Consider the following 15,492-nt stretch of genomic DNA (forward strand, 5'->3'; position numbering starts at 1 on the left):
GCATAGCTTTGAAAGGGGGGGGAGGGGAGCGTCGGTGCGAAAACCAATCAATGTTGCGGTTTTTACGATAGTATGCTACAGTAAATAAATTAAGGCTGCTGGGCTAGCAGTGTCACCGCTAGTCGCTCATGGGGGAGACCCCCAAGACCGCGCTGTCTTGTCTGTAGATCGACCGTAAGACCAGAAAGATTTTTGCCTATTAAGCAGGTGCTATGTTTGACTTTCCTACGGAATGCTAACCCAAACGCGACATGAAAAGCGCAGCTCCTCTGTTAGTGTAGCTCCTCCGAAGGAGGCAAGAGGCAGCAGAAAGCCCCTATCAGTGATGCTAAAGAATTCCGCTTTGTCGCGTAAGCGCAACGTCGGGAGGATGTCAATAAGTGAAGTTGTAGGAAGAGCCAGAAGTAGCGATCGCTTTGATTAATTTGATTAAGGCGATTGAAACCACTGAACCAGTATTATTAAATCCTATCCAAGCTTACAAGTTCAACTTATTCATGGGACTTGCTGTAGCAATTTGCTCATAAAGTCAGCTAACCCGCTCGAATATTCTATTTAAGATGTCTAACTAAAGCTTCCCCTACTCGTTGAGCATCCTCTTGTGTCATGCCAGAAGTCAGAGGTGGGCAAATGTGATTCGGACACCAACGTTCGGCACAAGGAAAACTCTGACCTTCACAAATACCTTGAAAAACTGGTTGTTGATGACAAGGTATTTCATAAACTGTTCCTCCTAAAAATATTCCTGACTCTGCCAAAGCTGTTTTTACCTCCTTGGCATTTTTTCCCTCTGGTAAATGAACGATCAACTTATAATTACTAGCTACATCCATTTTCTCTGTAGATACAAACGATAAACCAGCTTTTTTTAAAGGTGCTGTAATTAATTCATAAGCTTGCTGCCGTTTTTTCAACATTTCTGGCAATTTTGCTAAATGAATTCTACCAAGCAAAGCATTAATTTCAGTAATCCGCATACTATTCCCGAAGTCTGTATGTAAACCACCAAAATCCATGCCTCGCTTTCCTTGGTTTCTGAGCGATCGCGCAATATAGTCTTCTTCCTCATTATTCAGAGTTATCATTCCGCCCTCACAAGTTGTCATAACTTTAGTTGGGAAAAACGAAAAAGCAGCACCGTCTCCTAAATTTCCAGCACTGACACCATTTATTTTACTACCGTGAGCATGAGCAGTATCTTCCAGAACAAACAACCCTTGCTGATGACAATATTCCACCACTTGGGGAAATTCTGGAGAAATTACACCTCCAATATGAACCCACAAAACTCCAGAAATTTTCTCTGGGAGATTTTTACCTTTTTCTATTGCCTCTTTTACCATTCCTAGCGATGGTGCAAATGTCTGCTCATCCATATCAAGATATTGAACTTTTCCACCAGCGCGAATTACCATAGCAATAGTGGCAAAGTTAGTATTGGTAGGAACTAAAACAGTTGTTCCCTCAACCTTTTTTAAGCGTAAGATAATTTCTAGTCCAGAGGAACCACTATTAACAGCGATCGCGTACTTTGTCCCCACATATTCAGCAAATGCTTGTTCAAATGCTGCGGTATGTTCGCCTAAAATTAACTTTCCAGACCTTAAAATTTTTTCTGATTCTGATAAGAAGTATTGAATTTCATCATCTGTAATATCGAAATAAAATGGTTTAATTTGTTGATTTACTGTCATGTTACTCTATGTTTAAACTTCTGATTTTGATGTTAAATAGAATTTAGCTATTTTTCTATCTCAAATACTATACATGAAATTATCCTGACTAATAGAAAAATATATACATTTTTGAACTATCTATTTTAATAGTCTAGAAAAATAGAATTATTATGGAATTTTGATAACCAAGAAACCATTATAATATGATCATCTCAGGAGCTAACCATAACTCCCAAGTTAGCATAGGCATTAAATCATCAAATCCGGTTATTATACGGTATTTATATAAGTATCCAAATCATTATCAGGCAAGGGTTTTTAATTTTGTGAATATCTCTTTGTTAAAGCAGATTTAGTATAATTCATCTGCTTACAAATAAATTAAATTACCCTAACTTTATAATAGTCAGGGTAACTTGTTTCACTATTCTAGTAAAAATTTGTCATTGTTTTAATAAAAACAAATAGCTCTGTCAATAGAACTGTGTGCTGCACCTTGAGCTTCTGCACAAGCTTCTTCAAATGGACTAAATAAGCCATATATTGCAGGAGCGTGGTATATTTGACAATCTACTACAAGTTCATCTTCATATACAATTGCACCACCAATTTTAACACAAGAATCTTTGACAGAATCTTTTAACGTACTATTGAACGTACTAGGTAAATATTCAGGCTCAGAGTATCCACAACCATAAATTCCATCTTTTTCGATAACATTAGATAGATAAGATTTGTTATCTTCTGATTTTTCATAACAATAATCTCCTTTAGAAACTGAAAAACTTTCACAAGACTTTTCAGCTTTTCCTCGAATACAAATTTTAGTCTCTGGTGCACCATATCCTGGAATATCTCCAATAACCCATTCTCCTTCATAATCATTACTAAAACATTTATCTCCATTATGGATAGTCCCAGCAGCGAGAGCAATATCTGAATTAAAAGTAAAAAGGAAGCTAATCGTCAAACAAGCAGTAATAATGGTTGATAGCAAACTTTTAAGTTTCATATGTTCCTCATAATTGGGTTAATTGTTCTATACAGTTGAGTCACGAGGGTATTCACATTTGAGATGGAAGTATTAACTGAACTGTACCAACTTATAATCTTTTAAAACGGATACAAATTTTTAGAATTTTAGAAAAAATTTATATTCTATTTTTCGATTTTCCAAAAATAGAAAGTTTCAATCCTTTATTTTATTTTATTTTATTTTATCTTCAACTGTTTAGTCCAAACTCCAGTTTAAAAATTCATGCTATTCAAATCCAATATTTATCCTGACTCTTGAGTCCTCACCAATTTGACTTTTAACTTTCGTGAAAACTTATAGGAATCATTTTTCCATTATTAATTAATTTGTATTTAACACCACGCCATACTACTGTACGTTTAGTCAATGCCAAAAACCAAAATATTATACCAAAAGTATCACGCAAAGGCAGTAAATAGAGACTTTCAAAACCTTCTGTATCTTTCAAATTTTTTAAGATTATCCCAGCCGTCAAAAGTCTTAAAACAACTGTAATTCCTAATATTCCTAACCCCCATAAATCCCCCATTCTCACAATAGTGAACAAAATAGCAAAAGGTATTGCCCGGATTAATATAGTTGCAATAAAAGGCCAAGGACGTGCCAAATATGTATTCTGATCCCAATAAATTTGGTGAGTCCACCACTGTTGCCAATTTTTCAAGTCCACAGTCACATCAATAATGTATGGCAAAAGCAACATTTTTTTTCCAGAAGTCCAAACTCTCCGTCCTAGTTCATAGTCTTCTACAAGATAATCTGCTAGACTCTCTAAACCACCAAGCTCTTTTAATGTGCTTCGACTTATGGCGATAGATGGTCCTAAACAAGCATTGGATGCTCCTGTGACTGTTGCAAATATAACGCTAGGAATAAAGTCGGCATTCATAGTTAATAGTTCCATCTTCTCAAACCATCGATGGGCACTTTTGACTTTAAAGAGAGTACAGACACATCCGACGTTGGAATTGGATAAAGGAGATATAATATTTTTGATATAATCAGGTTTAAGATTGGTGTCACTGTCGCTGATAATAATTGTGTCGTGACGTGCTTCAGCTATTGCACCAAGTAAATTATTGACTTTACCATTAGCTCCCGCTTCTTTATTGTCAATAACAACGGAAATTTTCTGGCTACCAATTTCTAGTTGGATATCCTGAAGAATCGGAAGAGCTGAATCTTGAGGGTCTTGAACAGAGTAAATAACCTGATACTCAGGCCAATCTTGAACAGCAATAGTACGCAGATTTGACTTAAGGTCTTTTTCAATACCTCGTACTGGTTTCAGTACAGTCACAGGAGGGTTAAATTTTTCTGTGGCATTTATGTCTGGGATGCTTTTCTTAAAAAAATGTCTGGTCGTCCATACACTTAGAATTGAATATATAGATCCACCGAGGATAGGTATTAGGCAAATTATTTGGAGTACCTCTACAGGGGTCGGCATTAATTGATTCTTGCTTTGATTTTTTCAACTTAAGTATAGTTATATGGTGCTAAATTAGCAATCAGCTTTAATTTGTGAATAGCAGTGAGCGATCGCTGCTTGCTGCGAACATCAAATTAGTCTTCAGTTTATCTGCCCATTAGATCTCTCCAGAAAATAAACTTGCCCTTTATTTAGCATCAGCTAGAGTAGTAAAAGTTCCTCAAAAAATTATTTTTCGTACCTTTTTCCTAAAAATATTTTGCCTGTTCCCTATTCCCTATTCCCTGTTCCCTGTTACCTACTATATGCAAAAAGTCTATATCTTTTTCGGAGATGTCTATTTAGATATTCTCATATTTTTGGTACAGAAGGTTAAGATTTCATAGATTTTTACTATTTTTATTCTAGGCAATTGTTACAGTCGATGGGGATATCGCTATTCCTCAGCTCTGTTTCACGCGCCGTGCATAAGAGTTTCCAACTCACACGGCTTCTAAAGCGGTTTTTCTGCACGGTAAACCACAGTAGGGGCGAATGCCCATTCGCCCCTACAGGGTTTTGGTTGTGACGTGAGGTCATCAAAATGGATAATTACCTCTGGTTAAAACCGTACGGGAATTGAATATAAGGAAATCACAATTTCTTTTTTCTCTTGAAATAGAAGGCAATAAAGCCGGATTGATTAATTATCAATTATCAATTATCAATTATCAATTATTCATTGGTAAATATACTCAAGCATACTGGTTATAATTGGCTACTAAAAATTACATTTTTTATGACTATATCACAATTTATTTAATGAAAATTTATGACTCAAACCGTTGCTTCCACTACCGAAGAAAATCTGAATTTAGGCGTTTTAGCTAAAGAAGCTGGAATTGCCCTGGTTATAAAACTTGCAGGTATTCTTCTGATTTATTTAGTACAGGTTTTCCTCGCCCGATGGATGGGTAGAACCGAGTATGGCATTTATGAATATGTGATAGCTTGGTCTGTCCTGTTAGCCATTCCCGCAGGATTAGGTTTACCTCATACCGTTTTGCGCTTTGTCTCCCAGTACCGGGTGAAAGAAGAATGGGGACTGTTGCGAGGGATAATCCGGAGTAGCTGGTTGATGACTGTTGTAGCAAGTCTCTTGGTTAGCTTGTTAACTGCTGGTGTAATTTTACTGCTCAATTATTACCACCCCTTTGCTTATGCCACTCCTTTATTAATCGGGATTGGTCTGATACCGCTACAAGCACTGGTGAAGTTGCAATTGGAAACAGCTAGAGCCGCCAAGGACGTTACTTTAGCTTATGCGCCATCACAAATAATTTGGCCAGTCTTGCTAATCTGTGGCGCATTTCTGGTCTTAGAGACCAATCACTATCTCACAGGAATTCCTGCGATCGCGATCACTCAAATCACCTTACTAACAGCCGTTTTATTCCAGTTGGGATTATTATTGCTGAAGTTCAACCAAGAATTTGTTGCTAGCAAACCTGCTTATGCTATTGGAGAGTGGTTGGGTGTCGCTTTGATTGTGTTATTACAGTCCGGTTGTTTCATCATTCTCAGTAAAACCGACACGATTATGGTGGGTTCAATATTGGGACCAGAGGAAGCAGGAATGTACGCTGCGGCACTGAAGACGGCTCAATGGGTTGGTTTTGTACCGACCATTATCAATATAGTCGCCGCTCCCAGTTTCGCCGCCCTGTACGCTCAAAACGATATAGAAGGTCTACAAAAGGTGATTTCCACCGTCGCATTGTGGATTTTCTGGCCTTCTATGGCTATTTCCTTATTTCTGATTGTCTTCTCTCAACCTGTTTTAGGAATATTTGGCTCGGAATTTATTGTCGCTAATTGGCAGTTAAAGATTTTGGTGTTAGGACGGGTTATCAATTCTTGGTGCGGTCCTGTCTCCACTTTGATGATAATGACGGGCAATCAAAATAAATCCGCGATGGTTTTTGTTTATGCGACTGCTATCAATATCGTGTTAAATGCGATCGCGATTCCTCTCATTGGTGCGGTAGGTGCCGCTATGGTGACAACTTTTACTTTTGCGTTGTGGAATATTTGGCTAAGTTTTTTAGTCGTGAAATATGTGGGAGTAAGTCCCCTGGTTTTCAGGAGACTTTTTCAACGAGATTCCTCAACATCCGAGATAGGGACTTAGCTCCTTCGCTAAAGCTTCACTGGCAATCATTGAGAAATGGTCGCCAGGAATTTTGTGGATATTGATGCCACTAGCAGCTAGAGAACTCCAACCTTGAATTTGTTCTTCGGCTAATTGTTCCAATTGTTCCTCAGCACAGAAGATAGTAATCCTACCCGAGAAAGGCTGGGGTACATAGCAATAGCTGGCTAGGCTGTTGGCTTGGTAAACGGCAAATAGCTGCTGCATCTGCTCTAGACCGATTTCTGGTGGCAAGAGTTGAAGTCTTGTTCCCTCCTTAAAAATATAGTTTAATTTCTCGTCTAACCCTAGTTGCTCCAGTTCATTTGCTGACACTGGCAGTTCTTTGTGAAAAAGACGACTTAGATGCCCGGCAAAAGAAGTTACCATCTTCGCTTCATCTGGTTGAGGTTTTTTGAACAAGAAAGGAGAAAAAGGATCTATCAATGCCAAGAGTGATATTTCATGTCCTAAAGAGCTTAACTGTTGAGCCATCTCAAAAGCGATTTTCGCACCCAAACAGTAACCGCCAAGTTTGTATGGTCCTTCAGGTTGAACGGTCTGTATTGCTTCAATAAAAGAGGTAGCCATGTTCTCAAAGCGAGTTAAAGGCTTTTCTTCTCCATTGAGTCCTATAGATTGCAGACCATAGAAAGGTTGTTCCACATCCAATTGGCGAGCTAGAGGCGCTAAACACAGAACAATGCCTCCCCTAGGATGAACGCAGAAAAATGGTGGCTTTGAACCGGTTTGCCGAATTGGAACTAAAGGCGAACAACTTTGAGTCTTGGGGTTCGCACTGAGTAAACGACCTTGGCTTTCGATGGTAGGTTCGGTAAACAGAGTTGTCAAAGGTAGCCTCATTCCAAACTGCTGTTCGATACTCCCCATCAAGCGCAACCCTAACAGGGAATGACCGCCTAAGTCAAAAAAGTTGTTTCGCACTCCCACCACAGGGATATTGAGCAACCGAGACCAAATTTGTGCCAGTTGCAGTTCTGTGGTGGTACGGGGGGGGATTTCTCCTACTTCCTGGGTAGAAACATCTGGTGCGGGTAAAGCTCGTCGGTTCACCTTGCCGTTGGGAGTCAAGGGTAGAGACTCCAAGATGACAAAAACTGCCGGAATCATGTAATCTGGTAGCTTGCGTTTGAGGAAGCTGCGCAATTCACTGATGACTGGTTGAGAACCGTTGGCGACGACATAAGCAACCAGGCGTTTATTCCCAGGAATGTCCTCTCTGGCAATAACCACTGCTTCTTTGACTTGAGCGTGTTGTAGCAGCACTGCTTCTATTTCTGGTAGTTCAATCCGATATCCTCTGAGCTTGACTTGGAAATCTTTGCGTCCGAGAAATTCCAGACTGCCATCGGGTCGAAGGCGACCTAAATCTCCCGTGCGGTAAATGTGCTTGTTACCCCCGTCTGGGTCAGCCAAAAAAACTTTGTCCGTTAGCTTTTGTTGCTGCCAATACCCCAAGGCGATATAGGAACTGCGAATTCCGATTTCTCCATAGAAATCCGTGACCTCTCCATTGTCGTCGAGCAAAATAATTTCTGTTTCTTCTACCGGATAACCTACTGGTACTTTATTTCCTACTTCTGTTTGTCGATCGATAAAATATTGTAAAGTCACAGTCGATTCTGTCGGTCCGAGACCATTGACTAAGATACAATCAGCACTGAAGTGCTGTTGGTAAATTTGCACATCTTGGTGTTTAACCTCCTCTCCTCCTAAGACGATTAAACGCATCTGTGGCAAATAGTCTGCTGCTGTCAGGTGACTCTCCAAGTACCGGAATACAGTAGGAGTGGAGTGATAAATGGTAATCCCGGACTGCTGAAGATACTCCGGGACGGCAGCTAAACCTTCAGATTTGAGGTCAAAGGGATACAGAGTCGCACCATTTAATAAGGCAGCAAAGATATCCATAATTGCTGCATCAAAGGATATGGATGACAGCAGGGTTAACTTATCATCGGCAGTAATTTTGAGATTATTGGTATAGTTCCTGATGAAATGCAGCACGTTGCGATGATTTTGCATCACTCCTTTGGGTCGTCCCGTGGAACCCGATGTGTAGAGTATGTATGCGAGTTGGTCTGGGGTAATTTCTGGTTTCATCACAGAGCCATGGTCTGTTACATCTTCCGTATCAATATTTATGAGGGTTATTGCCACCGGACATAATTCTACCGCTAATTCCCGATTTGCGTTGTTGGTCGCTATTGCCGTTGCCTGAGAATCTTCTAAGATATAAGCCAGTCTTTCTCTCGGATAGCTATGGTCGAGGAAAATATAAGTTTTTCCGGCTTTGAGGACTCCTAAAATTGCTGCTATTGCTGGGGCGTCATGTTCTAATAACAAGGCAATTCGTTGTTGGGCATCACCGCATTTGTCGAGGATAAGCCAGGCTATTTCATTGGCGGTTTGTTCTAGTTGCGTATAAGTCCATTGGTAATTCTTGGTTTTGATGGCCAGATTCTGGGGATATTGCCTCACCTGTTGGGAAAACCTCTGTGGGATTGATTGCTCTATTTCGCCGCGCGCAAATTCCCTAAAGCCAAGGCTTGCAGAAATCTGTTCCCTGAGGTCGGGGTAATGCTTCTGTTTGTTTCTCAATAGAGCCAAACCTGAGAGCCTCTTTTCGGGACTGGTGACAATCTGCTCTAATAAATACTGATAGTGTTCCAGCAGTTGTGACATTCTCAGGGAACTAAATAGCTCGGCATTGTACGCCAATGTCAGTTGAATGCTCTCACGGGTTTGGAGAACATATAGGGTTAAGTCAAACTTAGACTGAGCAACTCCTAAAGAGAGGTTTTCTACTGTCATTCCCGGAAGTGACAAGGGGCGACGGGGCACATTCACCATATCGAACCAAACTTGAAATAAGGGATTTCGACTCAAATCTCGCTCTGGTTGCAACTGTTCCACGAGCTTCTCAAAGGGCAGATCTTTATGAGCATAAGCCCCCAAGGTTACTTCCCGCACTCGTCCTAATAATTCCCCAAAACTGGGATTTCCTCCCAAGTCAGTTCGCAACACTAAGGTATTGACAAAAAAGCCCAGCAGACCTTCTAATTCTGTGCGGTCGCGATTAGCAATAGGCGTGCCGACAATAATATCTGACTGTCCTGAATAACGTGATAGTAATACTTTGAATGCTGCCAGTAAAGTCATGTACAACGTCACGCTTTCTTGCCTGCTCAACTCTTTGAGGGATGATGTGAGTTCTTGGGATAGTTGGCAAGATTTTTTGCCACCGGTGAAAGTTTGAACTCTTGGACGGGGATAATCTAGGGGCAGTTCTAAGACAGGTAGCTCCCCTGATAATTGCTGTTTCCAGTAGTTGAGTTGGGTTTCTAAGACTTCCCCTTGTAACCACTGCCTTTGCCACGCGGCATAGTCGGCATATTGAATGGGTAATTCTGCTAATGGTGAGGGTTTGCCAGAGCTGAAAGCTTGATAGATCGCGGACAACTCTTGGCGCAAAATTCCCCTTGACCAGCCATCAAAAGCAATATGATGCACGTTCAACAGCAAAATTTGCTTTTGCTCTTCTAGTTGCAATATCTTCGCCCGCAGTAACGGTGCTTGTTCTAAATCAAACGGTTGGTTCTGTTCGGCTTCTGTCAACTTTTGTACTTGCAGCGATTGGTCTGGTTCTGATAATTCCCGTAAGTCGATGACAGCCAAAGTTAGTTGACACTCTGGTGCGAGCGCCATCCGCGCCACACCAGAGACTGACTGAAAGCTCGTCCGCAGCACTTCGTGACGTCTGATTATTTCTGTTAGAGCTTTTTCTAGGGCATCTATGTTGAGTTCCCCAGTGAGCTGCCATACACTCGGCATATTGTATGCTGAGGTATCTCCTTCTTCTAGTTGATGGAGGAACCACAGTCGTTCTTGGGCAAAACTTAAGGGCAAGTCTTGCTCGCGAGATACCCTCTCGATAGCTGGGGCGATGGGGAGTTGCTCATTATTTTGACTCCTGCGGTTGAGTTGTGCTTCTAGTTGGGCAACTGTGGAGGCTTCAAAGATACTGCGGAGGGGCATTTCTATCTTGAAGGTTTCTCGCAACCTGGAAATAACTTGCATCCCTAACAGGGAATGTCCTCCCAGTTCAAAGAAGTTATCGTGAATTCCGCAGCTTTCTATTCCCAAGACTGATGCGTAGATGTCCGCTAGCAATTCTTGGGTCGGAGTTTGGGGGGGGACAAAGCTAGCTTCTAGTCTGGTGTCTAGTTCTGGTGCGGGTAAGGCGCGTCGGTTCACCTTGCCGTTGGGAGTTAAGGGTAGAGACTCCAAGAGCACAAAAGTCGCCGGAATCATGTAATCCGGTAGTTTGCTTTTCGCGAAGCTGCGCAATTCACTGATGACTGGTTGAGATCTGTTGGCAACGACATAAGTAACCAGGCGTTTATCTCCAGGAATATCCTCTCTTGCAATCGTTACTGCTTCTTTGACTTGAGCGTGTTGTAGCAGAACTGCTTCTATTTCTGGTAGTTCAATCCGATATCCTCTGAGCTTGACTTGGAAATCTTTGCGTCCCATAAATTCAAGAGTGCCATCAGGTCGCCGACGACCTAAATCTCCCGTGCGGTAAACTCGCTTGTTACCCCCTTCTGGGTCAGCTAAAAAAACCTTGTCGGTCCGCTGAGGTTGCTGCCAATATCCCAAGGCGATATAGGGACTGCGAATCCCGATTTCCCCATAGAAATCTGTGACCTCTGCGTTGTCGTCGAGCAAGATAATTTCTGTTTCTTCGAGGGGATAACCTACTGGAACCCGATGATCTACCTCTGTTTGAGGATGGATAAAATACTGTAAGCTAATGGTCGATTCTGTCGAACCCATCAGATTGACTAAGATACAGTTCTGACTGAAGTGCTGTTGGTAGATATCGACATCTTGGGGTTTAACCTCCTCTCCCCCCAGGACTATTGAACGCATCTGTGGCAAATAGTTTCCTGCACTCAGATTCGGAGTCCAGTGTCGGTATACGGTGGGGATGGAGTGATAAATGGTAATCTCGGACTGCTGAAGATAAGTCGGCACGGGAGCTAGACCTTCAGATTTGAGGTCAAAGGGATACAAGGTCGCACCATTTAATAAGGCAGCAAATATGTCCACAATTGCACCATCAAAACACATCGATGACAGCAAGGTTAACTTATCATCGGAGGTGATTTTGAGATTATTTGTATAGTTCCTGATGAAATGCAGCACGTTGCGATGATTTTGCATTACCCCTTTGGGTCGTCCGGTGGAACCCGATGTGTAGAGTATGTATGCGAGTTGGTCTGGGGTAATTTCTGGTTGGCTGTAAGACCAATCTCCCCCTACATCGACCCGATCAATATTAATGAGCGTTATTTCCTCTCGGAGCAATTCCACTGCCAATTCCCAATTCCGGTTGTTGGTCGCCACCGCCGTTGTCTGGCTATCTGAGAGGATATAAGCCAGTCTTTCTTTCGGATAGCTCGGGTCGAGGAAAACATAAGTTTTTCCGGCTTTGAGCACTCCTAAAATTGCTGCTATTGCTGGGGCGTCATGTTCTAATAGCAGGGCAATTCTTTGTTGGCCACCACCGCATTTATCGAGGATGAGCCCGGCTATTTTATTGGCGGTTTGTTCTAGTTCCGTATAAGTCCATTGGTAATTCTTGGTTTTGATGGCCAGATTCTGGGGATATTGCCTCACCTGTTGAGAAAATCGCTCTGGGATTGATTGCTCTATTTCCGATTTGGCAAATTCCCTAAAGCCTGGGCCTGGAGAAATCTGCTCCCTGAGAGAGGGATAATGCTTCTGGGAGGTTATTAGTTGATTGGGAGCTATTGGCTTCAGCGCAATATCTTTTGAAATATGAGTTTGTTTAGACATAGGATAACGAAAAAGGGTATATCATAAAAATGGGACAAAAATTAGGTGAGATTGGGTATAAGATTTAAATAGGACTTACGCACCTCAACGTATTTCCGTCATTGCGACCGATAGGGAAGCAATCTCAAGTCCTAGTTTTTCGTTCCTCATGCGTAAGTCCTGTTAAAATCTCCCCCGACCAGAAAATACTACTACCAAAAATACCAATAATTGCACCAAAACAATACTAGGACCTGAAGGCAAATTAAAAGCACCAGATAATACCATTCCTATCACCCCACTCATAGCGCCAATTAGTGCAGAAACTCCTAAAAATGGTAAAAATTCATTACAAATTAACTTGGCTGTAGCTGCTGGAATTACTAAAAAAGCATTTACCAATAAAATACCAACTGCTCTAATAGTAAGAGCGATCGCTAAGGACAAAATAATCATAAATATATATTGATATCTCTGTACAGGAATTCCCTGAATTTGTGCTAATTCAGCATTCAAAGTTAACAATATTTGTTTTTGTAAAGTGAGCAATAACCAACCCAAAGATACAGCCAATAAAATTACCAGAAAAACTAAATCTAAATTACTAATTGCCAGAATATCACCAAACAATATAGACAATAAATTACCACGATATCCAGGTACAAAATTAAACCCTATTGTTCCCAATGCAACTGAACCCGCGACCGTGATACTTAAAATCGTATCTCCACCTAAATTAGTTCTTTCAATTAAATAATTTATTCCTAATCCAAATAATAGCAAAAACCCAATTAAAGCCATCATTGGAGGTAACTGTAATAAAGCACCTAAAACTACAGCTAAAAAAGCAGTATGACCTAAAGACTCTCCAAATAAAGATAACTGGCGTAAAATCACAAAACTACCGAGAATACCTCCCAAAATTCCTAATAGAATACCGCCAATAATTGCTCGTTGCATAAAAGGCAGGCTAAATAAACTAATCGATTCTGAAAAATTCATATTAATAAGTAAGAAGTATAAGAAGTAAGACTAAAAATTCTAGATTTGATTAATCAAATATTGATCGGAAAAACTTTTTATTTCTAGTGATTATTTTTGCAAAGATGAAAATATCTAGTAAAACTCTTTCCATAAATCTCAGTCAAATTATCCTCATCCAAAGTTACGCTAGGTTTACCTTGACATAATAAACGACGATTTATACAAATAACCTGGTCACAATAACGACTAACCATATCTAAATCGTGGGAAACTTGAACAATAGAAAAGCCATTTTCTTTCTGTAAATTTGCTAATAATTCTGCAAACTCTACTTCTCCAGTTGGGTCTATGCCAGCCATCACTTCATCTAATATTAATAACTGCCGAGGTTCCACTAAACAATATGCTAATAAAACCCGTTTTAACTCCCCTCCACTTAAACTTCTTATTGGCTGTTTAGCTTGATTTTGTAAGTTAACTTGTAGCAAAGCTTTTTCCACAGACATAAGTTTTTGGCGCGACTTCATCAAACCTCGTTGTGGGGAACCCAAACTAACTAATTCAGCCACAGTCAAAGGAAAACTCCGGTCAAAAGGTAACTTCTGGGGAATATAAGCAATTTTCTGCCAGTGTTTTCCTAAATCTTTTATTTGTCTACCAAGAATTTCTACATAGCCAGACTCATAAGAAATTAAACCTAATATTGCTTGAATTAATGTGCTTTTTCCAGCGCCATTAGGTCCAATTATTGCCGTATTACTGCCAGGAAAAATTTGAAATGATACAGATTCTACTGCTTGATATTTGCCTCTCACTACTGTCAAATTTTGTACATTGATTACTGGGAGGTTTTTGTTGATTGGTACTACTTTCACTGACAAACTTCCTCTAAACTTTCTCAATTATTTTTTATAGCAGTCAAATAATGTTTTGAGTCTAATATGAAATACCTTAATGTTTACTACAAAAGATTGAGATGAAGATGGGGGTAGGGTAATTGGGCAGTGGGTAAATTCGTGTATTTGCACAATTTTTTGTATTTCATATAACAAATAACTATGTATTGTATCTAATTTTTTGATTTATCCTTCAATAAGGCAGATTTCAGCTCAGTAAGGTATATTTGTGGCGGGCAAGATGCCCGCAATACAAAGTTGGAATTGAGCAATTAGGATAAATATTTGGGAGGCTAAAACAAAATTACAAACAAAAACTTTTTTATAACTAATTACCCGCCAAAATAGCTTCCCCGGAGGGAGCAAATTATATAATTTTACTGGCAAACTTCCTCTAAGGTTTTTAAATTATTTCTCATTGCAGTAAAATAATGTTCTGGGTCTAACAAACCGCTTTCAAGTGGATCTAATTTTTTGACTGGTACTCCAATATCTTTAGCAATTTGCTGCACTCGACTATCATTGTATCCAATTTCTCCCAGTAAAGCTTTGACTTGATATTCTTTAGTTGCATTTATTACTCTTTGAATATCTTTAGGCGTAATATTATCTTGTGGCAATTCTACCACTGCCATTTGTTGTAAATTATAGCGTTTTGCCAGATAGGGATAGGCATCGTGAAAAGCAATAAATTTACATCCTTGGAAGGGAGCTAAACGAGTTTGAAATTCTTGGTCAAGTTGCTGTAATTTTTGCAGATAAATATTAGCATTTGTCTGATAAGTAGTTGTATTATTCGGGTCAGCTTTAATTAAACCATCGCGAATATTCTTGATTTGTTGTTGTGCTAAAACTGGGTCTAACCAAACATGAGGGTTTCCCTCTTCGTGACTGTGGTGGTGGTGATGGTCGTGGTCATGGTCGTGGTCATCGTGGTCATCGTGGTCATCCTCCTTTTCTTCTATAGGTTCAATATTTTGACTAGCATCAATTTCTTGTAGTTGAGAGTTACCAGCAGAATCAACTAATTTCTCTAAAAATTCTTCAAAACCCAACCCATTTTTGACTAATACATCTGCTGCTGCAATAGTACGAGCATTTTCCGGTGTTGCCTGATAGTCGTGGGGATCTGTTCCGGGAGGAATTAAAAGTTCTACTTCTCCAGTTTCTCCCGTGACTCCTTTGGTAAAGATATATATAGGCAAGAAAGTTGCAACTATCTTAGTTCCATCTCTATTTTGAGCGACGCTGCTAACATTTCCTAGAGAAACAGTTGTGATAAGTGCTGCTACTCCTAATAATGAACTACCAAGCCATTGAAATTTTCTGAACATTCGTTTTGACCTATTGTGAGAATGATTATCATTCTAATATAAGGTACTGGACAGTACAAAGTTTTTTCATTAATATTTTAGATGACAAAATGCTCCAGT

The 15,492-nt window shown here is 40.1% G+C and carries 8 protein-coding genes; 1 reads left to right on the forward strand and 7 read right to left on the reverse strand.

Translation table 11 applies throughout. The features are described from left to right. Positions 1-551 precede the first annotated feature (551 nt). The 3 genes from ACP6PM_RS32165 to ACP6PM_RS32175 all read right to left on the reverse strand — a co-directional run bounded on the left by ACP6PM_RS32165 (position 552) and on the right by ACP6PM_RS32175 (position 4,162). Positions 552-1,694 (reverse strand): DegT/DnrJ/EryC1/StrS family aminotransferase, encoded by a 1,143-nt coding sequence (locus tag ACP6PM_RS32165; protein WP_426590931.1) that lies wholly within the window; start codon positions 1,692-1,694, stop codon positions 552-554. Between the two features lie 433 nt (positions 1,695-2,127). Then, positions 2,128-2,688, reverse strand: coding sequence for a hypothetical protein (locus ACP6PM_RS32170; protein ID WP_426590932.1), 561 nt, complete (start codon positions 2,686-2,688; stop codon positions 2,128-2,130). A gap of 301 nt (positions 2,689-2,989) precedes the next feature. Next, the gene (locus ACP6PM_RS32175) at positions 2,990-4,162 is read right to left on the reverse strand and encodes a glycosyltransferase (RefSeq protein ID WP_426590933.1); all 1,173 of its coding nucleotides are present in this window, start codon (positions 4,160-4,162) and stop codon (positions 2,990-2,992) included. Positions 4,163-4,955: 793 nt separating this feature from the next. Here ACP6PM_RS32175 and ACP6PM_RS32180 point away from each other — a divergent pair. Beyond that, positions 4,956-6,314, forward strand: coding sequence for an oligosaccharide flippase family protein (locus ACP6PM_RS32180; protein WP_426590934.1), 1,359 nt, complete (start codon positions 4,956-4,958; stop codon positions 6,312-6,314). Here the strand turns inward: ACP6PM_RS32180 and ACP6PM_RS32185 are convergent. The 4 genes from ACP6PM_RS32185 to ACP6PM_RS32200 all read right to left on the reverse strand — a co-directional run bounded on the left by ACP6PM_RS32185 (position 6,291) and on the right by ACP6PM_RS32200 (position 15,393). Then, positions 6,291-12,200, reverse strand: a complete 5,910-nt coding sequence (locus ACP6PM_RS32185) for an amino acid adenylation domain-containing protein (RefSeq protein WP_426590935.1) — start codon at positions 12,198-12,200, stop codon at positions 6,291-6,293. The genes ACP6PM_RS32180 and ACP6PM_RS32185 overlap by 24 nt on opposite strands. Before the next feature lie 162 nt (positions 12,201-12,362). Beyond that, complete coding sequence (locus ACP6PM_RS32190) at positions 12,363-13,181, reverse strand: metal ABC transporter permease (protein WP_426590936.1); 819 nt, start codon at positions 13,179-13,181, stop codon at positions 12,363-12,365. An 83-nt stretch (positions 13,182-13,264) separates the two neighbouring features. Beyond that, entirely contained in the window at positions 13,265-14,038 is a 774-nt protein-coding gene (locus ACP6PM_RS32195; RefSeq protein ID WP_426590937.1) for a metal ABC transporter ATP-binding protein, read from the reverse strand. A 398-nt stretch (positions 14,039-14,436) separates the two neighbouring features. Next, complete coding sequence (locus ACP6PM_RS32200; protein WP_426590938.1) at positions 14,437-15,393, reverse strand: metal ABC transporter solute-binding protein, Zn/Mn family; 957 nt, start codon at positions 15,391-15,393, stop codon at positions 14,437-14,439. Positions 15,394-15,492: the final 99 nt, after the last annotated feature.

Origin of the sequence: Dapis brunnea BLCC-M229 (genome assembly GCF_050015995.1) — a bacterium.
Lineage (GTDB): Bacteria > Cyanobacteriota > Cyanobacteriia > Cyanobacteriales > Microcoleaceae > Trichodesmium.

Coding starts and splice junctions, on each gene's coding strand:
- ACP6PM_RS32165 (WP_426590931.1), bottom strand. CDS start 1,694: ATGACAGTAAATCAACAAATTAAACCATTTTATTTCGATATTACAGAT.
- ACP6PM_RS32185 (WP_426590935.1), bottom strand. CDS start 12,200: ATGTCTAAACAAACTCATATTTCAAAAGATATTGCGCTGAAGCCAATA.
- ACP6PM_RS32190 (WP_426590936.1), bottom strand. CDS start 13,181: ATGAATTTTTCAGAATCGATTAGTTTATTTAGCCTGCCTTTTATGCAA.
- ACP6PM_RS32170 (WP_426590932.1), bottom strand. CDS start 2,688: ATGAAACTTAAAAGTTTGCTATCAACCATTATTACTGCTTGTTTGACG.
- ACP6PM_RS32175 (WP_426590933.1), bottom strand. CDS start 4,162: ATGCCGACCCCTGTAGAGGTACTCCAAATAATTTGCCTAATACCTATC.
- ACP6PM_RS32180 (WP_426590934.1), top strand. CDS start 4,956: ATGACTCAAACCGTTGCTTCCACTACCGAAGAAAATCTGAATTTAGGC.
- ACP6PM_RS32200 (WP_426590938.1), bottom strand. CDS start 15,393: ATGTTCAGAAAATTTCAATGGCTTGGTAGTTCATTATTAGGAGTAGCA.